Genomic DNA, 24,016 nt, shown 5'->3' on the forward strand with positions numbered 1-24,016 from the left:
CCGCTGCGCTCGCTCCGGACCGGGCAGGGGATTCCCTGCCCCCGGGGGAACAGGGAGCCTGGCCCGGAGCACGGGACGGCGGTGATGGTCGGGGTGGGCCACCCACCCGGACCATCACCCACGTGGCCCCCGAGAAAGCGCCGCACTCCCCGGCGGTCGCAAGGATGCGGGCATGGGCATACGCACGCTCCTCAGCCGCTCGGCACCAGGCGTGGGACTCCCGCCGGCCGCGCCGATGACGTCGGTTCCGGCATTCGCGGCCACCGCAAGCACCGTCCGCTTTCCCACCGGCCTCTCCGAGGCCCTGCGCCAGGCGACGGCGGGCCTCCGGCAGCACCTGGTCCACGGATGGCGACCGGTCGGCCGTACCGGTGCCCCCGCCGGGTCCGCGGGCAGCTTCGGCATCTCCGGGTCCGCGGGCACCTCCGGGACCGCCGGGTCCGCGGGCAGCTCCGGGCCCGCCGCCACCGCCGGATCCGCCGGGCCCGCCGGCTCAGAACCCACCGGCAGCACCACCCCGCGCCCCGTCACCGACGTGCCCGCCGCGCCCTACCTCACCGGCCCCACACCCGCCGCCCCGCGGCCCGGCAACCCCGGCGCGCCCGGCCGGCCCGGCGCTCCCGCCGCGCCCGGCCGGTCACCCCATTCCTGGGCCGAGCTGGCCCGTGGCTACCTGACGCTCGTCCTCGCGCTGCTTCCACGGCCCCGCCCGGCGCACACCACCATCACCGTGTTCATCGCGACGACCGACGACCTGCTCAGCGAGCGGCCGGACGGCTCGGCTCCGTCTCGTCGACGCGGCCGGAACCGCCGGGGGCCGGGACCGGACGCCACACCCTGACCCCCACGGCGTACAGCAGCAGCGCCGGGACGAGCCCCGCACCCGCGCCGAAGCACACCGTCGGAATGATCTCCCAGGGCTTCGCGGCCGAGCCCCAGTAGGCCCACCACCGCGACGCCCGCTGCACCGCCCCCACGAACGCGAAACCGCCGATCACGGCTGCGGCCCCCCACCGGTCCCGCACCGACAGCACCGGGACCCCCACCGGCTCGCCCCCGGGCATCCGCCGCACCGCGCGCGCCACGAACACCGCGATCACGACCGCCGCCACCGCCGAACCCCCGTACTGCAGGTACCAGTACAGCGGCGAGCCCGCCACCTCCCGGCCCAGCACGGGGAACAGCCGCATCCCCCACCGGTCGAGATGTGTGAACGCGTCCCACACGACGTGCGTCAGCGCGCCCAGCACCGCTGACACGTACCACCACACCACCAGCGACGGCCGCACGCGCGCGCGTGGCGCCCCGCACCGCACCAGGGCGGCCACCCGCCCCTGCCGGCCCCGCGGCAGCAGCGCCACCAGCGGCTCGCGCACCAGCAGCCACAACCCCACGAGCGCCCAGGCGACCAGGACATCGACCGTGAAGACGCCCGGCAACGAGTGCGTGACGTCACCGAACTCCATCGCCCCGGACAGCACACTCGCCGCGTAATAGGTCATGTCGGGCGCGAAGGAACCCGCCACGAGCACGGCGGGCACCAGCCGGCCACGGCCGCTCCCATCAGTGCGCACGGCGGGCAGCACCGCCGCCGCGTGGCTCAGTGTGAACGGCAACTCGGCTCCTCGCGACGGTCGTTACCAGGGAGTTCGGAAGGCCTCAGTATGCGGGATGCGGCTCCCGGGCCGCCCGTCACGCTCCCCGCATGACCAACTGGTGAAAAACGGGCACGAACGGGTGCCCGAGCAAAGGAAGTTGTCGTAGGGTCGCCAGGGTCACCGTCCCGGGGGCAGGAGACAGGCCCGCCGGAGGGCAACCACTGGGGCCGGTCGATCGTCACAACAGAGCGAACGCAACAGCAGTACGCGAACGCACCACACGGAGCGCGAGAGACAGAGACGGGCGCTCGGGCGTCCACGGGAGGGGTTCACTCTATGGCGGCGCAATTCGGCAGGAGGCTGCGCAAAGGGGCGGCAACCACCGCCGTGGCCGCGGTCGCGGTCGCGGCCCTGTCCGCCTCCCAGGCTCCGGGCGTGAACGACCACGGCAGACAGACCGCCGCGGACGCCGGCCCCTCACCCGAAGCGAGCGCCTCCGACGGCAGCGCCACCGGCAACTCGCCGTACTACACGGACCTGCCGCCGCTCAAGAGCCCCAACCCCTCCCCGTCCACCGGGCCGACCCCGGGCGGCCAGGGCGAGACCGAGGCGGGCATCCCCGCGACCGTCCTCGACGCCTACAAGAAGGCCGAGGCCTCGCTGCGCGAGTCCAAGCCCGGCTGCAACCTGCCCTGGCAACTCCTCGCCGCCATCGGCCGGGTGGAGTCGGGCCAGGCGCGCGGCGGCCGGGTCGACGCCGAGGGCACGACGATCGGGAAGATCCTCGGCCCGCAGCTCGACGGCAACGGCTTCGCCCTCATCAAGGACACCGACAACGGCGCGTACGACGGCAACAGCACGTACGACCAGGCCGTCGGCCCCATGCAGTTCATCCCGTCCACCTGGGCGTGGGCGGGCCGCGACGGCAACGCCGACGGCAAGAAGGACCCCAACAACATCTACGACGCCGCCCTCGCCGCCGGCCACTACCTCTGCCGCAACGACTGGGACCTGTCCGACCAGGGCGACCTCGACCGCGCGATCCTCAGCTACAACAACTCGCGCGAGTACCTGAACCTCGTCATGAGGTGGCTGGAGTACTACCGCAAGGGCACGCACGAGATCCCGGACGGCACGGGCACGCTGCCCGGCAACCGCAGCGACGACGGCGCCGGCGCGCGCCCGAGTCCCTCCGCCCCGGGCACGCCGTCCTCCGGCGCCTCCAAGCCGAAGCCCAGCCCGCGGCCCGAGAAGCCCGGTGGCGGCACGACCACCCCGAAGCCGCCGCCCGCCTCGCCCGGCACTCCGAGCGCGCCGCCCTCGACGTCCCCCACGCCCACCCCCACCGACACGGTGCACCACCTGGAGGACGCCGGAACGGCGAAGCTCACCGCCATGGCGGGCGACGCGTTCGCCCAGCGCATCAGCACCCGCGCCGAGACGCAGGCCGGCAAGGCCGTCGGCAAGGTCCGGATCCGCTTCACCATCCTCGGCGACACGGACACCACCTTCACCGGCGGCGAGAGCGTGGCCACGGTCGCCACCAACAGCTCCGGCGTGGCCGTCGCCCCCGCCCTGCGCGCGGGCGAGAAGACGGGCGGCGTCACCGTCCGCGCCACCGTCGTGGGCCGTACCGTTCCCGGTCTCGACTACACGGCCACCGTCACCGAACGCGCCGCCGACACCCTCACCCGCACCGGCGACGCCCCGCTGACCTGCACCCCGGGCGGCGAGTTCGCCGGCCAGGTCGAGGTGAAGGCCACCTACAAGGGCGCCGTGGCGGACGGCGTCGCGGCCACCGCCACGCTGATCAAGTCGGCGGACGACCCGACCGCGAACGACAAGGGCCCCTACTTCAAGGACGCCGACGGCAAGGCCGTCCGCACCCTGTCGGGCCTGAAGACGGACGCGGGCGGCCTGCTGAAGCTGCCGAAGCTCTACGCGGACGACACCACCGGCACGTTCCTGCTCCGCGTCAACACCGCGGGCGGCGCGACCCTCACCGTCGAACTGACCGTGGCGGCCGCCGAGACGTCCTCGCCGAGCCCCTCGGCGAGCCCGAGCGCGTAGTCCTCCAGCAGGACCAGGCGACGCCCCTCTTCCGAGAGGGGCGTCGTTGTGTGTGCAACGTGTTCTCATCTCCGCCGCCCGTTGCTACGGTGCCGAGAAACCTGACGGTGTATCAGCTCTGCCGTGGAGGCCCCGCATGCGCGCACTCATCGCCGCCGCCACCGGTCTCGCCGTCGCGTTCGCCGTGGTCCTGACGCTGACCGCCCTCGGCTCGCCCTCGGGCGGGACGTCCCCCAAGCCGCTGCTGACGACGGTGCCCGCACACCCCTGACCGCCCGCCCGGGAGGGAGACCGAGATGCGCCGCAAGACCGGCCTCGTCCTGCTCGCCCTCGCCGTGTTCTTCGCGGCACTGTCCCCACTGCTGCGCTGGTACGCCTTCCCACGCCTCGCCAAGGTCCCGGCGCACCAGTACCAGGACATGGTCCTGGAGGCGAAGAACGCCACCCTCCTCGACTACGGCACCATGCGCGCGAAGAAGGTCCCCGAGGTCACCATCGTGCAGACCCTCAAGGGCAACGTCGAAGCCTCCGAGCGGATCGAGGAGTCGGCGGGCAGGGACGTCGTCGTCTGGGACGGCCTGTCCTACGTCGTCGGCCCCGACGGCAAGATGGTGTCCAAGATCCCCGAGCGCTACATCTTCGACGCCCACACCCAGGAACCCGTCCACGCCACCGGCGAGATGGTCGACGGCGACCCGGTGCGCCGCGAGGGCATCGAGTTCAAGTGGCCCTTCCTCACGGAGAAGCGGGACTACGAGTACTTCGACGCCCAGGCCCGCGTCACCGCCCCCATCCACTACAAGGGCACCCGGGACTTCCGCGGCCTGGAGGTCTACTACTTCGAGCAGACCATCCCCTGGACCAAGGTGAAGATCCCCAAGGTCCTGCCCGTGGAGGGACTCACCCCCGAGGCGGTCGAGCAGACCGGCACGACCCGCTGGTACACCACCGTCCGCAAGTTCTGGGTCGAACCCCTCACCGGCGCCCCCGTCTACGGCGAGGAGCTCCACGAGGAGGAGCTGCGCGGCGGCACCCTCCTCGGCGACCGCGACAAGGTCACCGCGTTCGCCGGCCATGTGAAGATGCGCGAGGACTACATCACGCACACCGTCGACCTGGTGAAGTCCCAGCGCCTGCTCATCCTGCTGATGACGTCCTGGCTGCCCTGGGGCTCGCTGACCCTCGGCGTCCTCCTGCTGGCCCTCGCGCTCTACGTGGAGGCCCGCGGCCGCCGCTCCGGACCGGCCCCCACGGCGGCCGAGGAACCGTCCCCCGTCAGCGCCTGAGCCGCGCGTTGGTGTGCCGGGTCGGCTCGGCCCCGGCCGGGTCCTCGGGCCACGGATGCTTCGGGTACCGCCCGCGCAGCTCCGCCCGCACGCCCTTGTAGCCGTCCCGCCAGAAGGAGGCGAGATCGGCGGTGACGGCGGCCGGCCGCCCGGCCGGGGACAGCAGGTGCACCAGCAGCGGCACCCCGGCGACCCGGGGCGACTCCTGGAGGCCGAACATCTCCTGCAGCTTCACCGCGAGCACGGGCTGCTCGGGCCGCGAGTAGTCGATCCGGACCCTCGACCCGCTGGGCACGGTCATCCGCTCCGGGGCGAGCTCGTCGAGCCGCCCGGCCTCCCCGGACGCCCAGGGCAGCAGCCGCGCGAGCGCCTGACCGGCGTCGATCCGCGCCAGATCGGCCCGCCGCCGCGCCCGGCCCAGCTCCGGCTCCAGCCACTCCTCCACGCGCGCGTGCAGCGCGTCCTCGGAGACGTCGGGCCAGGGCTCCCCGAGACGCAGCCGCAGGAACGCCAGCCGCTCCCGCAGCCCCACGGCCTCCGGCGACCACCGCAGCAGCCCGAACCCCTCCCGCCGCAGCCCGTCCAGCAGCGCCGCGCGCACGAGCCCCGGATCGGCGTCCCGCAACGCCCGCACGGCCAGCTCCACGGCCCCCAGCCGCTCCACCCGCCGCGCCACGACGTCCCCGCCGTCCCAGCGCACCTCGTCCCGCTCCGCGAGCAGCGCCCCGGCCGCGAGCCGCGCCACGTCCTCGTCGACGACGGCCCCGAGCTGCACGCGCGCGTGCCCCTTCCCGACGGGCCGGTCGGCGACGGCGACGGCGAGCCACGGAACGCCCCGCAGCGCGCTCCCGTCACCGACCTCGGCACGGGTCCCGGAGACCATGAGGTACGACCCGCCGTCGCTCCTGGCGACCCGCTCGGGAAAGGCGAGAGCGGCAACGAACCCGACCTGCCGCTCTTCCGGGGAGTACGCCAAGGCTTCGACGCCGGCATCGTGCGGGCGGTTACGGGTGCGTGGGTGGGAAATCTCCGACACAACGGCCCGCAGCCGCCGAACCTCACTCCGCCACCGCGAGGAGTAGGCGTCATCCCCACGCCGAGCACGCCGCAAGGCCCCCGCCAGATCATCCCCGTACTCCCGGGGCGCCTCCTCACTCAACAGGGCGACGACCTCCGCGGCCGTCTCGGCCCCCACGACCGGAACGGAATCCACCAAGGCCCGCCCCAACCGGGGATGCAGCCCCAGCCGAGCCAGAGCAACACCCCGCTCCGTGGCCCGCCCGACGGAGTCGACCGCCCCCACGGCCGCCAAGACATCCCGAGCCGCCGCCATGGCCCCGCCCGGTGGCATGTCGAGCAACGCCAGCCCGGCCGCCTCCGGATCCCCCCAGCACGCCACCTGCAGGGCGAACGCCGTCAGATCGGCCACCTTGATCTCCGGCGACGGATACCGCGGCAGCCGCGCGTCCTCGGCCTCCGCCCAGCACCGGTACACCGCCCCCGGCGCCTCACGCCCGGCCCGCCCCGCCCGCTGCCGCCCGGCCGCCTGCGACGCCCGTACCGTCGTCAGCGCGCTCAGACCACGCGCGTGGTCCACCCGCGGCTCCCGCGCCAGCCCCGAGTCCACGACCACCCGCACGCCCGGCACCGTCAACGACGACTCCGCCACGGACGTGGCCAGCACCACCCGCCGCCGCTCCCCGGGCGCCAGCACCGCGTCCTGCACGGCCGCGGGCGCCCGCCCGTGCACCTGGAGCACCTCCACACCGCCGAGCCCCCCGAGCTGCCCGGCGACCCGGGCGATCTCCCCGACGCCCGGCAGGAAACACAGCACGTCCCCGTCCCGCTCGGCCAGTGCCCGCCGCACCACCGACGCCACGTGCGTCAGCAGCGCCGGGTCGACCCGCATCCCGTGCGGCGGCCGGACGGGACGCACCGGCGGCGCCCACACCACGTCGACCGGATGAGCCGTCCCCTTCGCCTCGACCACCGGCGCGCCGCCCAGCAGCCCGGCCCATCCCTGAGCGTCCGTGGTCGCCGACGCGGCCACCAGCCGCAGCTCGGGCCGCAGCGTCTCCCGGACGTCCCACAGGAACGCCGCCACCGTGTCGGCGTCCAGATGCCGCTCGTGGCACTCGTCGAGCACCACCACGTCCACCCCGGCCAGCTCCTGGTCCCGCTGCAGCCGCTGGAGCAGCACACCGGTCGTGACGACCTCCACGCGCGTGTGCCGCCCGACGACCCGTTCCCCGCGCACGGTGTGGCCGACGCTCTCGCCGGGCTTCTCACCCAGCAGCCACGCCATCCGCCGCGCCGCGGCCCGGGCCGCGATCCGCCGCGGCTCCGCGACGACGACCCGCCGCGCGGGCCGGTCGCCCAGCAGGCCCGCCAGCGCGAGCGGCACCAGCGTCGTCTTGCCGGTGCCGGGCGGCGCGACCAGCACGGCGGTGCCGTGGCCCTCCAGGGCGTCGTCCAGACCGGGCAGGGCACTGCGGACGGGCAGCGCGTCCAGGGCGTCGTAACGGATCACGCGGTCAGTCTCGTACGCACACGAAGATCGCCGTGCCCGGGATGAGGTTCCCGCGCAGCGGTGACCAGCCGCCCCACTCGGACGTGTTCCAGGCCGGCCACTCCGGCTCCACCAGGTCCACGAGCCGGAAGCCCGACGCCACGACGTCCCGGACCCGGTCGCCGAGCGTGCGGTGGTGTTCCACGTAGACCGCGCGGCCCTCCTCGTCCTGCTCGACGTAGGGCGTGCGGTCGAAGTACGAGCCCGACACCGACAGGCCCTCCGGCCCGGGCTCGTCGGGGAAGGCCCAGCGGATCGGATGCGTCACCGAGAACACCAGGCGGCCTCCCGGGCGCAGCACCCGGCGCACCTCGCGCAGCACCTGGCGCGGGTCGGCGACGAAGGGCAGCGCCCCGTACGCCGAGCAGGCCAGGTCGAAGGAGCCGTCGGCGAAGGGCAGCGCACCGGCGTCGGCGCACACCAGGGGGAACGATCCGCCGATGCGCAGCGCGTGCTGCAACTGCCGGTGCGAGATGTCCAGGGCGACCGGGCGGGCCCCCTGGGCGGCCAGCCAGCGCGAGCACTGGGCGGCACCGGCGCCGATCTCCAGGACGTCCCGGCCCTTCAGCTCCTCCGGCGGGCCGAGCAGCTCGGCCTCCACCTCGTCCAGCCCCTCGGGGCCCCACACGAAACGGTCGTCGCCGAGGAACGTGCCGTGCTCGATCTGGTACTCGTCCGCGTTGCGGTCCCACCAGCCACGGTTGGCGCGGGAGCTCTCCGTGACCCCGGCGGTACGCCGGGTGGCCTCGGGTTCGGACGCTTCGGGCTCTTGGATGATCGGCTCCCTCGTCGTACTCTTCCGTCCAGCCGGTCCCGGTGGTGTCACGAAGGGGGCGTCGTACGCCGCGCGTGGCCTCGGACGATATGACTTGTGCCGGGTATGCGGCGTTCCGTCCCGCGTGGGCGGCTTCGCGCATTGACCCTGCCCGGCTGCCCCCGTATGCTACAAGTTGCGCTGCGGGCCTGCGCACCTCAGACGTAGCAGGCTGCGCTCGCATCTGTATGTATGTCCCCTCGGTTGTCGAGGCGTCACCGTTCTTGTGTGGCGCTTCCTTGGCTGTCCGGCTTCTGCAGAGCGAAACGGGCTCCCGGCGTAGCAGTACCTACGACTTCAATGTCCGTACCGGAGCCCTTTCCCACATGACGAGCAGCACCGAGACCACCGCCACCACCCCGCAGGTAGCGGTCAACGACATCGGTAACGAGGAAGCCTTCCTCGCCGCGATCGACGAGACGATCAAGTACTTCAACGACGGCGACATCGTCGACGGCGTCATCGTGAAGGTCGACCGGGACGAGGTCCTGCTCGACATCGGTTACAAGACCGAAGGTGTGATCCCGAGCCGCGAGCTCTCGATCAAGCACGACGTCGACCCCAACGAGGTCGTCGCCGTGGGTGACGAGATCGAGGCCCTTGTTCTCCAGAAGGAGGACAAGGAAGGCCGCCTGATCCTCTCGAAGAAGCGCGCCCAGTACGAGCGTGCCTGGGGCACCATCGAGAAGATCAAGGAAGAGGACGGGATCGTCACCGGTACCGTCATCGAGGTCGTCAAGGGTGGTCTCATCCTCGACATCGGCCTCCGTGGCTTCCTCCCGGCCTCCCTGGTCGAGATGCGCCGCGTCCGCGACCTCCAGCCCTACGTGGGCAAGGAGCTCGAGGCCAAGATCATCGAGCTGGACAAGAACCGCAACAACGTGGTCCTGTCCCGCCGTGCCTGGCTGGAGCAGACCCAGTCCGAGGTCCGCCAGACGTTCCTCACGACCCTCCAGAAGGGTCAGGTCCGTTCCGGCGTCGTCTCCTCGATCGTCAACTTCGGTGCCTTCGTGGACCTGGGTGGCGTCGACGGTCTGGTTCACGTCTCCGAGCTGTCCTGGAAGCACATCGACCACCCCTCCGAGGTCGTCGAGGTCGGCCAGGAGGTCACGGTCGAGGTCCTCGACGTCGACATGGACCGCGAGCGCGTCTCCCTGTCGCTGAAGGCGACCCAGGAAGACCCGTGGCAGCAGTTCGCCCGCACCCACCAGATCGGCCAGGTCGTGCCCGGCAAGGTCACGAAGCTGGTTCCGTTCGGTGCGTTCGTCCGCGTGGACGAGGGCATCGAGGGTCTGGTCCACATCTCCGAGCTGGCCGAGCGCCACGTGGAGATCCCGGAGCAGGTCGTCCAGGTCAACGACGAGATCTTCGTCAAGGTCATCGACATCGACCTCGAGCGCCGTCGCATCAGCCTCTCGCTGAAGCAGGCCAACGAGTCCTTCGGTGCCGACCCGTCGGCGGTCGAGTTCGACCCGACCCTGTACGGCATGGCCGCGTCCTACGACGACCAGGGCAACTACATCTACCCCGAGGGCTTCGACCCCGAGACCAACGACTGGCTCGAGGGCTACGAGAAGCAGCGCGAGGAGTGGGAGCGCCAGTACGCCGAGGCGCAGCAGCGCTTCGAGCAGCACCAGGCGCAGGTCATCAAGTCCCGCGAGGCGGACGCCCAGGCCGCTGCCGAGGGTGGCGAGGCCGCCGCTCCGGCCGCGTCCGGTGGCGGTTCGTACTCCTCCGAGGGCCCGGACAACTCCGGCGCGCTGGCCTCGGACGAGGCGCTCGCCGCGCTTCGCGAGAAGCTGGCCGGTGGGCAGAGCTGACGCTCACTGACCAGTAGCTGTTCCTGACCGAGGGCTCGCACCTTTCGAGGTGCGGGCCCTCGGTGCGTGCCGGGCTCGGCCGCAGCCAAGATCAAAGTTCTCCTCCTCCGGGAATGCCCGTGCGCGCACGGGCGTTGTCACGTAGGAACACGAGGAGGAGCGGTCACTGTGCTTGATCCGCAGGGTTTGTACGCATGGGAGCCGAAGGGCCTGGCCGTCGTCGACATGGCGCTCGCGCAGGAGTCGGCCGGTCTTGTCATGCTCTACCACTTCGACGGATACATCGACGCGGGCGAGGCCGGGGACCAGATCGTCGACCGGGTGCTCGACTCGCTGCCCCACCAGGTCGTCGCCCGCTTCGACCACGACAGGCTCGTGGACTACCGGGCCCGCCGCCCGCTGCTGACGTTCAAGCGCGACCGCTGGACCGACTACGAGGACCCCGCCCTCGAGGTGCGCCTCGTGCAGGACGCCACCGGAGCGCCGTTCCTGCTGCTGTCCGGCCCCGAGCCGGACGTGGAGTGGGAGCGCTTCGCCGCGGCCGTGAAGCAGATCGTGGAGCGGCTCGGCGTCCGGCTGTCCGTGAACTTCCACGGCATCCCCATGGGAGTCCCGCACACCCGGCCGGTCGGCCTCACACCGCACGGCAACCGCACGGACCTCGTCCCGGGCCACCGCAGCCCGTTCGACGAGGCGCAGGTGCCCGGCAGCGCCGAGTCGCTCATCGAGTACCGCCTGCTCCAGGCCGGGCACGACGTGCTGGGCGTCGCCGCCCACGTCCCGCACTACATCGCCCGCTCGCCGTACCCGGACGCGGCCCTGACGGTCCTGGAGGCCATCACGGCGGCGACCGGACTGGTACTGCCCGGCATCGCCCACGCCCTGCGCTCGGACGCCCACCGCACCCAGACGGAGATCGACCGGCAGATCCGCGAGGGCGACGAGGACCTCACCGCACTCGTCGAGGGCCTGGAGCACCAGTACGACGCCGTGGCCGGCGCGGAGACCCGCGGCAACATGCTCGCGGAGCCGGTGGACATCCCCTCCGCAGACGAAATCGGGCGCGAGTTCGAGAAGTTCCTGGCGGAGAGAGAAGGCGACAACTGACGCGTTCGGACGGGGGCGCGGGGGGCGGGGCTGTGCGGCCTCCGTGGCGGAACCGGCGGAACCGATCCGCACCTGCCGTACGGCCTCCCGGGCGGAGCGTCTACGCTGCGGCACATGCTGAAGGTGGGCCTGACCGGTGGCATCGGCGCCGGCAAGAGTGAGGTGTCACGGCTGCTCGTCGAGTGCGGCGCCGTGCTGATCGACGCGGACCGCATCGCCCGGGAGGTCGTCGCACCCGGCACCCCGGGCCTCGCCGCGGTCGTGGAGGCCTTCGGCGAGGAGGTCCTCACCGCCGACGGCAGCCTGGACCGGCCCAGACTCGGCTCCATCGTCTTCTCCGACCCGGCCAGGCTCGCCACCCTCAACTCGATCGTGCACCCCCTGGTGGGCGCCCGCTCCCGCGAACTGGAGGAGGCCGCCGCCGAGGACGCGGTCGTCGTCCACGACGTCCCGCTCCTCACGGAGAACGGCCTGGCGCCGCTCTACGACCTCGTGATCGTCGTCGACGCGAGGCCCGAGACCCAGCTCGACCGGCTCCTGACGCGGCGCGGCATGACCGAGGAGGACGCCCGCGCGCGGATGGCCGCCCAGGCGACACGCGAGCAGCGCCGGGAGATCGCGGACATCGTCATCGACAACGACGTGCCGCTGGAGGAGCTGGAGCGCCGCGTGCGGGAGGTGTGGGCCGAGCTGCGCCGCAGGTCCCGGGCGCCCCGGCCGTCTCCCCAGGAATAGCGGCCCCCCGAAGGGGCGTTGAACCTGCGCAGTGAGGGAAGGACTCTGCCGTGCCCGAGACCAGCGGTTCCACCGGACGTACCCCGGAGACCAACGTCATCGACTTCCGCGCCGCCGAGCAGCTCCTCGCGGCGCGGGACCCGCGGGGCGCGGTGAAGCTGCTCGACTCGGTCATCGCCGCGCACCCGGAGAACACCGCCGCGCGGCTGCTGCGCGCGCGTGCCTTCTTCGCCGCGGCACAGCTGAGGCCGGCCGAGCTGGAGTTCTCCATCGTCCTGGAACGCGAGCCGGACAACGCGTTCGCGCACTTCGCGCTCGCCCGCACCTATGAGCGGCAGGGCCGCCCCGACCAGGCGAAACGCCATTTCCGCCTGGCGGCCGCGCTGGATCCGAACCCGCAGTTCCTGAAGGCGGCGCGCTTCGAGTCATGATCCCTGCTACGCCCTGAGACCCGAGTCCGGTCCGCTCCGCTCACGGGCGGTCGTCCGGTGGCGGGTAGGGCGGGATGTCGGGGCCCGGCTGGTAGTGCGGGCCCTGGCGGATGTGCCTGAGGACGACGGCGAGGTCGACCGTGACGACCAGCAGCAGCACACCACAGGCGATGGCCCAGCCGGGCCGTCCGGCGAGCGTGAACGCGACCGTGCCGATAAGCGCCCAGAGCAGCCCCCACAGGCTCAGCCAGAAGCGCGCCCGCAGGGCACTGCGCGCGGTCCTCGGTTCACTGCCGGTACGCATCGTCCGATCACCACTCCCTCTTGCAACGTACTCTTCCCGGCGAAGGTCCACCAAAGGCCGACAGGGGGAGTCCCATGCTGCCGGACGCCGACACGTTGCCCGAGATCCTGCTCGACCTCGCGGTGCCGCACGAGGACATCAACGACCTGGTCGCGCTGCGGCGGGCGCTCACCGCGGCTGGTTGCCGCTGTAGCCGCTGGGCTGTGCCCCTGTAGTCGCCGGGGCTTCGGCCCTCCTGTCGTCTGTCCGTTCACTCGGTCGGGTGAAGGTGGGAGGGAGGGGAACGGCTGTGCGGGGGCGGCCCGTTGGACGGGCATGGAGCTGAAAATGCGTGAGGGGTACGAGGGGACGGGACCCGGGGCCATCACCCCGGACGGCTGCGCGGTGGAGCTCTACTCACGGCTCCCCGTCGGGGAGGAGCCAGGCATCATCGCCGCCGCGGTCCCCGAGGGCGCCCGCATCCTGGAACTGGGCAGCGGCGTCGGGCGCATGACACACGGACTGCTGGAGCGCGGCTTCACGGTCACGGCGGTGGACGAGTCCGCCGACATGCTGGCGCGCGTGCGCGGCGCCCGGACGATATGCAGCCCGATCGAGGACCTGGACCTGGGCGAGACGTTCGACGTGGTGCTGCTCGCGTCGTTTCTCGTGCACGCGGGGGACGAGGAGGTGCGGCGGGGCCTGCTGCGCACCTGCGTGCGCCATGTCGCCGAGGGCGGCGGCGTGCTGATCCAACGGGAGGGCGAGGACTACCACTCGAACGTGCCGCGCGAGCGGGTGGACCCCAGCGGTTTCACCGTCCGCATCGTCTCGTCGGAGCCGGTCGGCGACGGTGTCCACTCGGTCCGCGCGGAGTACGAGTTCCCGGACGCGGCCTGGACGCAGACGTTCCGGGCCCGGCCGCTGACCAAGGAACAGTTCGAGGAGGCGCTGGAGGAGGCGGGGCTGAGGGTCGACCGGTATCTGACGGAGGATCGCATGTGGGTGAGGGCGGTGCCGACGGGCATGGCCGCCTAGGCGCGCCGGCCCGGCAGTCGTCCACGAGGCGAGAAAGTCGGGGACCGATTCCGCCGGACGGCGCGATGAGTTCCGGGGCGAGGGGCGGTCCACCTCTGCGACACCAGCACGGACCGCTTCCCCCAGGAGACCTCCATGTCCGAGACCACCGCTTCCGCCGCAGCCGCCGCCGCGACCCCTTCCGGGCACGCCGCCCCGTCCGCCCCGGCCGGCGTCGTCATCGCCGAGTCCGCGACCGCTCGCGGGCGGCGTGCCCGGATCGCGCTGCGCGGTCTGCAGATCCTGCTCGCACTCTTCTACGCGGTCGCGAGTGCCCTGCCCAAGCTGATCGGGCACGCCTCGGCCGCCGAGTCCTTCGACGAGCTGGGGTGGGGCAGCGTGGGGATGTACACCATCGGAGCGCTCGAACTGGCCGGTGCGATCGCCCTGTTGATCCCGGTGCTGCAGTCGGTGGCGGCGATGGCGCTGGGCGCGTTGATGGTGGGCGCGTTCATCGTGCAGATAGCCGTCTTCGACGGTCAGTACGCGGCGACGCCGGTCATCCTCCTCGTGCCGCTCGCCCTCATCGCCTGGGCGCGGCGGGGGCACAACGCCGATCTGCTGCGGTTGCTGCGGTTGCTGCGGCGCGGGGCGTGACCGTGCCGTGTGCGACATCGGCGGTGCCGTGATCTGCCGTCCCGCCTGCCCGTCCGGGACGCTCCGCTCAGGGGCGCGGCTTGCCCGAGCCGCTGCCGTAGCCGCCGGGGCCCAGGCCGCCCGAGCCCAGGCCGCCGGGGCCGGCGCCACTGCCCAGGCCGCCGCCGGGGCCTGCCAGACCGCGGAGGCGTTCCAGCTCGCGGCGGTCCCGCTTCGTCGGGCGGCCCGCGCCGCGGTCGCGGATGCCGGCCGGGGCGACGGCCTCGCGGGGCGGGGGCGGCGGGGAGTTGTCGATGTAGCACTGGGTGGCCACGGGAGCGCCGACCCGCTTGCGGATCAATCGCTTGACGACGACGACCCGTTCCCGGCCCTCGTGCCGCAGGCGCACCTCGTCGCCGACGCGCACGGCGTGCGCGGGCTTCACGCGCTCGCCGTTGACGCGCACGTGCCCGCCCCGGCAGGCGGTGGCGCCCAGGGAACGGGTCTTGACGAGGCGGACGGACCAGATCCAGCTGTCGACGCGGACGGTCTCGCCGCGCTGCGGTCCGGCGGCCTCGGCGGCCGCGATCGCGGCGGCGATCTTCGGGTCCAGGGCCTTCGCCTCCCCGACACCAGTCCCGGAACCGGTCCCGGCGCCGGCGTCGTTCGCGGCCTCGGTCGGCACGGCGTCCGAAGGCGACGCGTCCACGGGCGCCGGGGCACCGGCCGTAGTGTCGCCCTTGTCGCCGGTGCCGCCCGTCCTGTCGTACTCCGCACCTCGAGAAGCCATGTCCCCGACCTTAGTCCTCCCGGTGCCCGGGACGGGCAGGCATTTCCGACGGCGGCACAATCCGCCAAACGAGTTTTGCAAAAATAGTTTTGCTAAATGTGGCGCGCGGCTTACTCTCCCCGCATGGACAGCGACGAGCACCGGCGCGTACTGGATCCCGAGCGCGACACCGCCGCACTGAAGGCCCTCACCCACCCCCTGCGCATCCGGCTGCTCGGCCTGCTGCGGCAGGACGGGCCGGCCACGGCCAGTGAGCTCGCCGCCAGGACGGGGGAGTCGTCGGCGTCGACCAGTTATCACCTGCGGGTGCTGGCGAAGTACGCGTTCATCGCGGAGGCCGAGCACCGGGACGGGCGGGAGCGGCGCTGGCGGGCGCTGCACACCGTGACCTCCTGGAGCAACGAGACGATGGAGTCCTCGGCGGCGGGCCGGGCCTTCGTCAGCCTGGCGCGGCGGCGGCAGATCGAGCACCTGGAGTCGGCTCTCGCCCGGCATGAGGCGGACATGGCCGCCGGGCGGTTCGGTCAGGAGTGGGTGGAGCCGTCCGGGATCAGCGACCTGATGCCCCGGCTGACGGCCGGGTCGCTCACGGAACTCTGGGAGACGATCGCCCGGAAGCTGGAGGAACTGACCGCCCGGGACGCGGACGACCCGCGCGCCGCGCAGGTCGTGCTCCTCACGGCCGGCCTGCCGCTCGCCCCGCGCGAGCGGAGCGACAAGACGCCTGAAGGCGGTCAGGACGACGCCACGGCGGACGGCTCGGCCCACGAGGCCGCCTCGTGACCGGCCCCCTGACAGGCGCCGTGACCAAGTCCGTGACCGAGCCGGCCGGAATCCGGACCGCTCGCCGCCGTTACGTCACCGTCTGCGCGCTCCTGTGGCTGCCGCCGGGCCTGGGCCTGGCCTCGATGGTGTTGCTGTTGGGCGAGCGCGGCATGTCCTTGGCCGCAGTCGCCGGGCTCTTCGCGGCCCACTCCCTGACCGTGGCCGCGCTGGAACTGCCCACGGGCGGGCTCTCCGACGTCCTCGGGCGGCGACCGGTGCTGGCCCTGTCGGGTGCGCTCAACGTGGTCGCCTGTGTCCTGGTCGGGCTCGGCACCACCGCCTGGGTGCTCGCCGCCGGCATGGTGCTGATGGGCGCGGCCCGTGCCCTGGCCAGCGGTACCGCCGAGGCCTGGTACGTCGACACCGTCCAGTCCTGTTCCGGCCCCGACGCCGATCTGCGCACGGGCCTGGCCCGGGGCGGCTCCGCGACTTCCGCGGCGCTCGCGGCCGGGCTCCTGCTCGGCGGCGCCCTGCCCTGGCTGCTCGGCCTGGGCCCGGACCTGGGCGCGAGACTGAGCGCGGCGACGAACGGGTCGGTGCTGCCGCTGTCCGTCCCCATGCTGCTGGGAGCCGCGGTCAGGGTCGTCTTCGTCTGCTACGTCCTGGCCGCCCTGCGCGAGCCGCCGCGACCGCCCGCCACCCTGCGTTCCGTACTGCGCGGCGTCCCCGTCACGGTCCTGGGCGGGCTGCGGCTGGGCGGCCGGGACGCGCTGGTCCGCCGGGTCCTGCTCACCGCCGGGACCGTCGGCAGTGCCCTGGCCACCATCGAACTGCTCGTACCGGGCCGTACCGTGGCGCTGACCGGCGCGACCGGCCCCGGGACGATGGTCTACGCCGTACTCGCCTGCGGGGGCTTCGTCTGTTTCGGCGTCGGCAGCCACCTCGCGCCCTTCGCCGCCCGGGTCGCGGGCGGTGGCGAGCGGGCCGTGCTGGTCTGCGTCGCGGCCGGGGCGGGCGGACTGCTGCTGCTCGGCGTCACCGCCTCCGCCACGCACCCGGTGACCACGGCCCTCGCGGTCGCCGGCTTCGGCCTGGTCTACCTCGGTCTCGGTGCGGCGTCCCCGAACGAGAACGACCTGCTGCACCGACGCGTCCCCAGCGCGGGCCGCGCCACCGCCCTGTCCGTGCAGTCCCTCGCCCAGCAACTGGTCGGCGCGCTCGTCGGCCTGCTCGTCGGGGCGCTCCGGCCGGGCCCGCTGCCCTGGCTGCTCACGAGCGCCGGGCTGCTGGCCGGAGCCCTGCTCTGGCGCCGTCGTGGCGGGGAACGGACGACCGCGTCCGCACCTGCGCCTACGGTGGAGTGATGGACGCCAGCGGTCTCCCTCTCCTCGACCGGCGCATCGCGGACTGCCGGGCCTGCCCCCGACTGGTCTCCTGGCGTGAGGAGGTGGCCCGTACCAAGCGGGCCGCCTTCGCGGACTGGACGTACTGGGGCCGGCCGGTGCCCGGGTTCGGGCCGGTGGACGCCCGGCTGCTGATCGTGGGACTGGCGCCCGCGGCCCACGGCGGCAACCGCACCGGCCGCATGTTCACCGGCGACCGCTCGGGAGACGTGCTGTATGAGGCGCTGTACGACGTCGGTCTCGCCTCCCAGCCGACCGCGGTGCACGCTCACGACGGTCTGGAGCTGTACGGCGTGCGCGTCACCTCGCCCGTGCACTGCGCCCCGCCCGCCAACAAGCCCACTCCGGAGGAACGGGACACCTGCCGTCCCTGGCTCGTGCAGGAGCTGCGGCTGCTGCGCCCGACGCTGCGCGCCGTCGTGGTGCTCGGCGGCTTCGGCTGGCAGGCCGCGCTGCCCGCGTTCGCCGAGGCGGGCTGGCCCGTGCCCCGGCCCCGGCCCGCCTTCGCCCACGGGGCCCGCTATCTCCTGGACGACCTGGAGCTCTTCGGCTGCTTCCACGTCAGCCAGCGCAACACCTTCACCGGCCGGCTCACCCCCGCCATGCTGCGCGACGTCCTGCGCACGGCCGGGCGAGCGGCGGGCCTGCCCACCGGCACACCCTAGGGAGCCTCCTCGCCGAATAGGTGCCGCACCGTGGAGCGGTAGTTGGTCCGCACGTGGGTGAGCGCGTGCGCGCGGGCCCGGTCCGGGTCGCCCGAGGCGATCGCCTCGTACAGTTCGCGGTGCTCCACCAGGAGCTGGGGCCACTCCTCGTTGCGCCGGGTCATCCAGCGCAGCCGGCCGGCGACCGGTTCCAGGGCCTCGGTCAGCAGGCTGTTGCCGGCCATCGCCACGATGCGGTCGTGCAGGCGGCTGTTGACGTCCGTGATCGTCTCGGCGTCCCCGGCCTCGGTGGCGGCCGCCGCGCGGTCGAGGAGTTCCTGGACCTCGGCCAGGTCCCGAGGGGTCGCGCGGGACGCGGCGAGCCCGGCGGCGTAGACCTCCAGGGCTTCTCGCAGTTCGAACAGTTCCTTGACGTCGGTCGGGGTGAGACGGCGTACTACCGTGCGGCGGGGTGTCTCGAAATGGACGAAGCCCTCGGCCACGAGCGCCCGGATCGCCTCCCGTACGGGCACGCGCGAGACACCGAAACGTTCCGCCAGCTCGCGTTCGACCAGGCGGTCGCCGGGACGGAGGCTGCCCGCGATGATCTCCTGGCGCAGCTCGGCCGTGACGCGTTCGCGCACCGCTCCGAGGGGTTCGATCTTCGTCATGCAGCCCATCTTCGTCGACGCGAGGTGTCTTTTACGCAGCGTTAACAAGAGCGACATCGGTCAGAACGGTTGACGGGGAGACCATGGCGCAGTTTGGTATACCAAACACATCGCAGGGCGCCCCCCCACGACCCTGCGGAGCAGTCCTCCGTCGTCCCCCTGTTCATGGAGGCCCCCGTGTCCCTCGCCGACCGTGCCGCAGACACCGGCACCCCAGCGTTCGTCCCCGATCCCCGGCTCACCAATGAAGACCTCGCCCCCGCGAAGAAGCGCAACTGGAAGGTCTTCGACCTCTTCGCCATGTGGATGTCCGACGTCCACAACCTCGGCAACTACACCTTCGCCGCCGGTCTGCTCTTCCTGGGCATGAACGTCTGGCAGATCTTCACGTCCCTGCTCGTCGGCTTCGTGATCATCTACATCGGCATGAACTGGATGGGGAAGATCGGCCAGCGCCACGGCGTGCCCTTCCCGGTGGTCAGCCGGATCGCCTTCGGCATCTGGGGCGCCAACATCCCGGCGCTGATCAGGGCCGTGATCGCCATCATGTGGTACGGCATCCAGACCTACCTCGCCTCCGTCGCCGTCAACGTGATGCTGCTGGCGGCCTGGCCGAGCCTGGAGTCCTGGACGCACAACTCCTTCCTGGGGCTGGACGCGCTCGGCTGGATCTCCTTCATCGCGCTGTGGCTGGTCCAGGCGGCGATCATCAGCCGGGGCATGGAGTCCGTCCGCAAGTTCCAGGACTTCTGCGGCCCGGCCATCTGGTTCGTGATGATCGCGCTGGCCGTGTGGATCCTCTACAAGGCCGACTGGACGATCTCGCTCACCTCCACCCCGCACCCGGTCTCCGTCGGCGAGCAGTGGCGCCAGTGGTTCGGCGCGATCGGCCTGGTCCTCGCCACCTACGGCACCCTGATGCTCAACTTCTGCGACTTCTCGCGCTTCTCGCCCGACTACCGGACGGTCAAGCGCGGCAACTTCTGGGGCCTGCCCATCAACTCCACGGCCTTCGTGATCGTGTCGGTCATCGTCACCGCGGGCGCCTTCGAGGTCTTCGGCAAGGAGATCACCGACCCCGCCTACCTGGTCGCCGAGATCGGCAACACCTGGGTGCTCGTGCTGGGCGCGCTGACCTTCGCCATCGCCACCATGGGCGTCAACATCGTCGCCAACTTCGTCTCGCCGGCGTACGACCTCGCCAACGTCTGGCCGCAGAAGATCACGTTCAAGGTCGGCGGCATGATCAGCACCGTCGCGGCGCTGCTCGTCACCCCCTGGAACCTCTTCTCCAACCCGACCGTCGTGAACTACTTCCTCGGCGGCCTCGGCGCCTTCCTCGGCCCGCTGTTCGGCGTGATCATGGTCGACTACTACTGGGTCAAGCGCGGCCGCGTGAACGTGGACGAGCTGTTCGACGCCTCTCCCGGCGCCCGCTACCACTACCGCAAGGGCTTCAACCCGAAGGCGCTGTGGGCGTTCCTGCCGGCGGCCGGTGTCGCGGCGGTGCTCGCGCTGGTGAAGACCTTCAGCGACGTGGCCCCGTACTCCTGGTTCATCGGCACGGCGCTGGCCGCCGGACTGTACGCGGCGCTGTGCCGCCCCGAGCGCGCCACCGCGGAGGTCTGAGAGACGTGCGAATCGTCGTCACCAACTGCAACACCACGCAGGAGATGACCGAAGAGATCGTACGAGGTGCCCGGGCCGCGGCAGGCCCGGGCACCACCGTGACCGGACTGACCCCCGCCTGGGGGCCCGCGTCCGCCGAGGGCTGGCTCGACAGCTACCTGTCCGCCGCGGCCGTCCTCGACACGCTGCGGACCTACGACGGGCCGCCGTACGACGCCGTGGTCATGGCCGGTTTCGGGGAGCACGGGCGCGAAGGCGTACGGGAACTGGTCGACGTCCCGGTCGTCGACATCACGGAGGCCGCGGCCCACCTCGCCTGCCTGCTGGGCCGCCGCTACGGCGTCGTCACCACGCTGGAGCGGTCCCGGGGGCAGATCGAGGACAGCCTGGAGACGGCGGGCGTCGCACGGAACTGCGCCGCGGTCGTCGGCACGGGCCTGAACGTGCTCGACCTCGGCGACGACGAGCGCACCGAGACGGCGTTCCTCGCCGCCGCCGAGCGCGCGTGCGCGGCCGGGGCGGAGGTGCTGGTGCTGGGCTGCGCCGGCATGACCGGTCTGCAGCGCGTGGTCGGGGAGAAGCTCGGCCTGCCGGTCGTCGACGGGGTCGCCGCGGCGGTCAGGCTGGCGGAGTCCCTGGTGGCGCTGGGGCTGACGACCAGCCGGGTGGGGAGCTATGCCGAGCCGCTGCCGAAACGCCGGGTGTGGGGGCGGCCGGACGGCACCGGCTCATGACGGGCCGTCGAGCGTGACGTCGTCGCGATGGGCTCCGTAGAAAGCGGCCTGGCGGGCCATGACCTCCCCCATCGCGGTGCCGCGCGGGATGCCGTATACGGTCCCGGGGAAGTCCAGCGCCTCCTGGATCTGCCACAGTTCGTCGTGCTCACCGGGCGCGAAGAGCCGCGCCCGGGGCGCACCCGCCGCGATCCAGCCGATGGGCAGGACCGTGCCGGGCGGCAGCACGGAGTTGACGTGCAGCACGCTGTGGATCCGCAGCTCGGAGCCGGCGCTCGCGACGGCGCCCGGGAAGACGCAGGCGCCGGTCGCGAGGAAGACCTCGTCCTCCAGGGTCGCGCCGTTGACATGGGCGTGCGGCCCGACGAGCACGGCGTCACCGATCACGGCCGGGTGCCGGGCCCGGCCCCGCACCAGCGCGTTCTCCATGACGACGACGTCCGAGCCGACCCGCACCTCCCCGTCCTCCGCGGTGAGCACCGCCCCGTGCAGCACGCGACTGCGCTCACCGAGGACGACGGCCCCGCACAGCACGGCCGTGGGAGCGACGTACGCGGACTCGGGGACGACGGGGCGCTGCCCTCGGTGCTCGATCAACATGGGCGGACTCCTGCGGCGGGGCGGCTGGCCGGGAACGACGGACCGGGCGGCTGTCGCGGACGACAGGCCGGGCGGCTGGTCGCGTACGACGGGCCGTGCGGCTAGTCGGGAACGACGGCTGTCGCCGTAATCTCCACCAGCTGCCCCGTGTACCCGAGGCACGCCACGCCGATCAGCGTCGAGGAGTGCGGTCCGGTGCTGAGGCCGGACGACTCGACGACCTCCCAGACGGCGGAGAGCACGGCCGGCTCACCGGCCACGACGTACACGTCGGTCGACACGACGTGCGCCAGGTCGCTGCCGACGGCGGCGAGTTGCTCCCGCAGGTTGGCGATCACCTGTTCGGCCTGCCGTACGGGATCTCCCGGGCCGACGAGTTCCCCGCCGGCGTCCAGCGGCACGGACCCGGCGAGGAAGGCCAGCCTGGTGCCCGCCTCGACGACGGAGGCGTGGGAGTAGGTGGGGGGCGGGAAGAGGCTCGGCACGGTGACGCGCTGGATCACGGGGGCTCCGATCGGGGACGGCGACAGGGCAACCCACCGATCATGCGAAGTCCCGGACCCGAACGCATCCGTATTTCGTTTCACGCCGACCGGGCCGTCGCCCTACCCTTCCCTGAACCCCCGACCGCCGAGGAGCCCGCCGTGCCCACCCCGTCGGACCAGACCTTCCTCGACACCACCGCCGACCGCCTCGTCGCCCTCCCCGCCGTCCGGGCCGTCACCCTGGGCGGCTCCCGGGCCCAGGGCACCGAACGACCCGACAGCGACTGGGACCTGGCGGTCTATTACCGGGGCGCCTTCGACCCGGGCGACCTCCGGGCGGTCGGCTGGGAGGGGGAGGTCTCCGAGATCGGCGCGTGGGGCGGCGGCGTCTTCAACGGAGGCGCCTGGCTGACGATCGACGGCCGGCGCGTGGACGTCCACTACCGGGACCTCGACGTCGTGGAGCACGAGTGGGCCGAGGCCGAGGAGGGCCGTTTCCGCGTCGAGCCCCTGATGTTCCACCTGGCCGGCATCCCGACGTACCTCCTCGTCGCCGAACTCGCCGTCAACAAGGTGCTGCGGGGAGTCCTGCGACGCCCCACCGCCTACCCGCCGGTGTTGCGCGAGACGGCCCCGCCCCACTGGCGCGGCATGGCCGCGGCCACCCTCGCGTACGCGAAGGCGGGCCACGCCCCGAAGGGCGCGGTCACCCAGGTCGCGGGCGCGATCGCCCTCGCGGCGACCCAGACCGCGCACGCGGTGCTGGCGGCGCGCGGCGCGTGGGTCACCAACGAGAAGGGGCTCGTGGGCCGGGCCGGTCTGGGCGAGGTCGACACGCTGGTCGCGAGCCTGACGGCGCGCCCGGACGCCCTGGTCCGGGCGGTCGCCGAGGCGGAGGCGCTGTGCCGCGCCGCAGGAGCCGGCGGAGCGCCCTGAGAGCCTCTCAGTGCCGGGCGAACTGGACGCGGGTCGGCTGGACGGCGTCCGGGCGCACCGCGAGGCCCTCGACGGTGAGTTGCTCGCCGTAGATGTCGGTGAGCCTGAGGGAGCCGCCGCAGCCGGTGCCGTCGGGGGAGAGGAAGTAGTTGTACTCGGTGCGGGTCAGACGGTGCCATCCGCTGCCCGTCCGCACTTCCAGCCGGGCCAGCGGGTTGCGGTGGCCGAGTGCCTGGACGGCGCACCAGTGGCGGCTGGAGCCGGTCTTGTAGCGGATCGAGACCGTCTCGGACGTGCTCGGGCTCAGCAGGCTCCAGGTGACCGGTATCCGGCCCGCGGACAGACCGGCGAGCTTCGCGAAGGCCTCCTTGCTGAGGTCGAGCTGCCCGGGGGCACAGGGCAACGGGCACTCGTTCGTGATCCGGACCGTGACGGAGGCCCCGTTCGCCGCGCGGACGAGGACGTGCGCCCCGCACGCCTTCGACGTCTCGTAGTCGGTGGTGTTCATCGCCGCGACCATGAGATCGGGGCTCGGGCCGAACAGGCAGGCACCGTCACCGTCCGCGGCGTCGTAGTGCGTGGCGACGCCCTGGTAGGCGACCCCGGGCTTGATCCGGCCCGCGAGCGGTGCCGTGTCGGACGCGGGCCGGGGCGCGGGCTTGGGAGCGCGCGGGGGCGACGGGCGCGCCGACGGGGTGGCCGTAGTGGGCGTCGGGGTCGGGGTGGGGGAGTCCGTTGACCGCTTGGGTTCGGGCTTGGGCGTCGGCGTCGCCGACGCGGTGCTTCCCTGGGAGACGGCGACGGGTGCGACCGTGGCCGGCCCGGCGTCGGCGCCCCCGTCCGGGCGGAGAGCGACGACCAGCGACACGACGAGCGTGGCAGCCGCCACGGCGACTGCGGAGACGAGGGCGGTGCGTCGCCGCGTGCGGGGCGGGCGGCGATGGGAACGGGATGCCACGGACGAGTCCTTACGTCGTTCGGGAGAACACGACT

General features: G+C 72.8%; 25 protein-coding genes and 1 pseudogene. 17 read left to right on the forward strand and 9 right to left on the reverse strand.

Features of this window, described 5'->3' with window-relative positions; all coding sequences use genetic code 11:
• The first annotated feature begins 172 nt into the window (after window positions 1-172).
• A complete protein-coding gene (locus ABZ948_RS20465; RefSeq protein ID WP_359761459.1) occupies window positions 173-841 on the forward strand; it encodes a hypothetical protein in 669 nt (222 codons plus the stop codon).
• On the opposite strand, the gene ABZ948_RS20470 is transcribed toward ABZ948_RS20465, so the two are convergent.
• Window positions 759-1,616 carry a DUF4184 family protein gene (locus ABZ948_RS20470; RefSeq protein WP_359761460.1) on the reverse strand — a complete coding sequence of 286 codons (858 nt, stop codon included), beginning with the start codon at window positions 1,614-1,616 and terminating at the stop codon, window positions 759-761. The two genes, ABZ948_RS20465 and ABZ948_RS20470, sit on opposite strands and share 83 nt — an antisense overlap.
• Before the next feature lie 318 nt (window positions 1,617-1,934).
• Here ABZ948_RS20470 and ABZ948_RS20475 point away from each other — a divergent pair, with 318 nt between their 5' ends.
• The 3 genes from ABZ948_RS20475 (at window position 1,935) to pgfA (ending at window position 4,954) form a co-directional block, all read left to right on the forward strand.
• Complete coding sequence (locus ABZ948_RS20475) at window positions 1,935-3,668, forward strand: lytic transglycosylase domain-containing protein (RefSeq protein ID WP_359761462.1); 1,734 nt, start codon at window positions 1,935-1,937, stop codon at window positions 3,666-3,668.
• 136 nt (window positions 3,669-3,804) lie between these two features.
• Window positions 3,805-3,939: an SPW_0924 family protein gene (locus ABZ948_RS20480; RefSeq protein WP_114251457.1), complete on the forward strand. Its 135-nt coding sequence runs from the start codon at window positions 3,805-3,807 to the stop codon at window positions 3,937-3,939.
• Between the two features lie 25 nt (window positions 3,940-3,964).
• The gene (pgfA, locus tag ABZ948_RS20485) at window positions 3,965-4,954 is read left to right on the forward strand and encodes a cell envelope lipid trafficking protein PgfA (protein ID WP_359761464.1); all 990 of its coding nucleotides are present in this window, start codon (window positions 3,965-3,967) and stop codon (window positions 4,952-4,954) included.
• Here the strand turns inward: pgfA and hrpB are convergent.
• Complete coding sequence (hrpB, locus tag ABZ948_RS20490; protein ID WP_359761466.1) at window positions 4,944-7,484, reverse strand: ATP-dependent helicase HrpB; 2,541 nt, start codon at window positions 7,482-7,484, stop codon at window positions 4,944-4,946. The genes pgfA and hrpB overlap by 11 nt on opposite strands.
• A gap of 4 nt (window positions 7,485-7,488) precedes the next feature.
• The gene (locus tag ABZ948_RS20495; protein ID WP_359761468.1) at window positions 7,489-8,349 is read right to left on the reverse strand and encodes a class I SAM-dependent methyltransferase; all 861 of its coding nucleotides are present in this window, start codon (window positions 8,347-8,349) and stop codon (window positions 7,489-7,491) included.
• A 314-nt stretch (window positions 8,350-8,663) separates the two neighbouring features.
• Between ABZ948_RS20495 and rpsA the strand changes: the two genes are divergently transcribed.
• From rpsA to ABZ948_RS20515, 4 genes are all read left to right on the forward strand, one after another.
• Window positions 8,664-10,157: a 30S ribosomal protein S1 gene (gene rpsA, locus ABZ948_RS20500; RefSeq protein WP_094052601.1), complete on the forward strand. Its 1,494-nt coding sequence runs from the start codon at window positions 8,664-8,666 to the stop codon at window positions 10,155-10,157.
• A gap of 168 nt (window positions 10,158-10,325) precedes the next feature.
• Window positions 10,326-11,264 (forward strand): PAC2 family protein, encoded by a 939-nt coding sequence (locus ABZ948_RS20505; RefSeq protein WP_359761470.1) that lies wholly within the window; start codon window positions 10,326-10,328, stop codon window positions 11,262-11,264.
• A gap of 114 nt (window positions 11,265-11,378) precedes the next feature.
• The gene (gene coaE / locus ABZ948_RS20510) at window positions 11,379-11,999 is read left to right on the forward strand and encodes a dephospho-CoA kinase (RefSeq protein ID WP_359761472.1); all 621 of its coding nucleotides are present in this window, start codon (window positions 11,379-11,381) and stop codon (window positions 11,997-11,999) included.
• 50 nt (window positions 12,000-12,049) lie between these two features.
• Window positions 12,050-12,430: a tetratricopeptide repeat protein gene (locus ABZ948_RS20515; protein ID WP_114251450.1), complete on the forward strand. Its 381-nt coding sequence runs from the start codon at window positions 12,050-12,052 to the stop codon at window positions 12,428-12,430.
• Between the two features lie 40 nt (window positions 12,431-12,470).
• On the opposite strand, the gene ABZ948_RS20520 is transcribed toward ABZ948_RS20515, so the two are convergent.
• Entirely contained in the window at window positions 12,471-12,734 is a 264-nt protein-coding gene (locus tag ABZ948_RS20520) for a DUF6343 family protein (protein ID WP_359761474.1), read from the reverse strand.
• Window positions 12,735-12,808: 74 nt separating this feature from the next.
• Here ABZ948_RS20520 and ABZ948_RS20525 point away from each other — a divergent pair.
• The 3 genes and pseudogenes from ABZ948_RS20525 to ABZ948_RS20535 all read left to right on the forward strand — a co-directional run.
• A pseudogene (locus ABZ948_RS20525) lies at window positions 12,809-12,907 on the forward strand (acyltransferase domain-containing protein); the annotation flags it as partial.
• A 154-nt stretch (window positions 12,908-13,061) separates the two neighbouring features.
• On the forward strand, window positions 13,062-13,751 hold the full coding sequence (locus ABZ948_RS20530; RefSeq protein ID WP_359761476.1) for a class I SAM-dependent methyltransferase: 690 nt from the start codon (window positions 13,062-13,064) through the stop codon (window positions 13,749-13,751).
• Window positions 13,752-13,886: 135 nt separating this feature from the next.
• Complete coding sequence (locus ABZ948_RS20535) at window positions 13,887-14,387, forward strand: DoxX family protein (RefSeq protein WP_359761478.1); 501 nt, start codon at window positions 13,887-13,889, stop codon at window positions 14,385-14,387.
• Between the two features lie 67 nt (window positions 14,388-14,454).
• Here ABZ948_RS20535 and ABZ948_RS20540 read toward each other — a convergent pair whose 3' ends face one another.
• Window positions 14,455-15,156: an RNA-binding S4 domain-containing protein gene (locus ABZ948_RS20540; RefSeq protein WP_359761480.1), complete on the reverse strand. Its 702-nt coding sequence runs from the start codon at window positions 15,154-15,156 to the stop codon at window positions 14,455-14,457.
• 123 nt (window positions 15,157-15,279) lie between these two features.
• On the opposite strand from ABZ948_RS20540, the gene ABZ948_RS20545 reads away from it, so the two are divergent.
• From ABZ948_RS20545 to ABZ948_RS20555, 3 genes are read left to right on the forward strand one after another with little or no spacing between them, the layout of a single operon-like run.
• On the forward strand, window positions 15,280-15,939 hold the full coding sequence (locus tag ABZ948_RS20545) for an ArsR/SmtB family transcription factor (protein WP_359761482.1): 660 nt from the start codon (window positions 15,280-15,282) through the stop codon (window positions 15,937-15,939).
• Window positions 15,940-15,947: 8 nt separating this feature from the next.
• Window positions 15,948-17,285: an MFS transporter gene (locus ABZ948_RS20550; RefSeq protein WP_435857545.1), complete on the forward strand. Its 1,338-nt coding sequence runs from the start codon at window positions 15,948-15,950 to the stop codon at window positions 17,283-17,285.
• On the forward strand, window positions 17,285-17,989 hold the full coding sequence (locus tag ABZ948_RS20555) for a uracil-DNA glycosylase (protein WP_359761486.1): 705 nt from the start codon (window positions 17,285-17,287) through the stop codon (window positions 17,987-17,989). The genes ABZ948_RS20550 and ABZ948_RS20555 overlap by 1 nt, the downstream gene beginning before the upstream one ends.
• Here the strand turns inward: ABZ948_RS20555 and ABZ948_RS20560 are convergent.
• On the reverse strand, window positions 17,986-18,639 hold the full coding sequence (locus ABZ948_RS20560) for a GntR family transcriptional regulator (protein ID WP_359761488.1): 654 nt from the start codon (window positions 18,637-18,639) through the stop codon (window positions 17,986-17,988). The genes ABZ948_RS20555 and ABZ948_RS20560 overlap by 4 nt on opposite strands.
• Window positions 18,640-18,816: 177 nt before the next feature.
• Between ABZ948_RS20560 and ABZ948_RS20565 the strand changes: the two genes are divergently transcribed.
• Both ABZ948_RS20565 and ABZ948_RS20570 read left to right on the forward strand, forming a co-directional pair.
• The gene (locus tag ABZ948_RS20565; RefSeq protein WP_359761490.1) at window positions 18,817-20,268 is read left to right on the forward strand and encodes an NCS1 family nucleobase:cation symporter-1; all 1,452 of its coding nucleotides are present in this window, start codon (window positions 18,817-18,819) and stop codon (window positions 20,266-20,268) included.
• A gap of 5 nt (window positions 20,269-20,273) precedes the next feature.
• Entirely contained in the window at window positions 20,274-21,002 is a 729-nt protein-coding gene (locus ABZ948_RS20570) for an aspartate/glutamate racemase family protein (protein ID WP_359761492.1), read from the forward strand.
• On the opposite strand, the gene ABZ948_RS20575 is transcribed toward ABZ948_RS20570, so the two are convergent.
• Window positions 20,997-21,602, reverse strand: a complete 606-nt coding sequence (locus ABZ948_RS20575; RefSeq protein ID WP_359761494.1) for a gamma carbonic anhydrase family protein — start codon at window positions 21,600-21,602, stop codon at window positions 20,997-20,999. The two genes, ABZ948_RS20570 and ABZ948_RS20575, sit on opposite strands and share 6 nt — an antisense overlap.
• Before the next feature lie 101 nt (window positions 21,603-21,703).
• The gene (locus ABZ948_RS20580; RefSeq protein WP_359761496.1) at window positions 21,704-22,105 is read right to left on the reverse strand and encodes a RidA family protein; all 402 of its coding nucleotides are present in this window, start codon (window positions 22,103-22,105) and stop codon (window positions 21,704-21,706) included.
• A gap of 141 nt (window positions 22,106-22,246) precedes the next feature.
• Between ABZ948_RS20580 and ABZ948_RS20585 the strand changes: the two genes are divergently transcribed.
• Window positions 22,247-23,023, forward strand: a complete 777-nt coding sequence (locus ABZ948_RS20585) for a nucleotidyltransferase domain-containing protein (protein WP_359761498.1) — start codon at window positions 22,247-22,249, stop codon at window positions 23,021-23,023.
• Window positions 23,024-23,030: 7 nt separating this feature from the next.
• On the opposite strand, the gene ABZ948_RS20590 is transcribed toward ABZ948_RS20585, so the two are convergent.
• Window positions 23,031-23,981 (reverse strand): expansin EXLX1 family cellulose-binding protein, encoded by a 951-nt coding sequence (locus ABZ948_RS20590; protein WP_359761500.1) that lies wholly within the window; start codon window positions 23,979-23,981, stop codon window positions 23,031-23,033.
• Window positions 23,982-24,016: the final 35 nt, after the last annotated feature.

The organism is Streptomyces olindensis (genome assembly GCF_040645895.1).
In the GTDB taxonomy this organism is placed as follows: Bacteria; Actinomycetota; Actinomycetes; order Streptomycetales; family Streptomycetaceae; genus Streptomyces; species Streptomyces olindensis.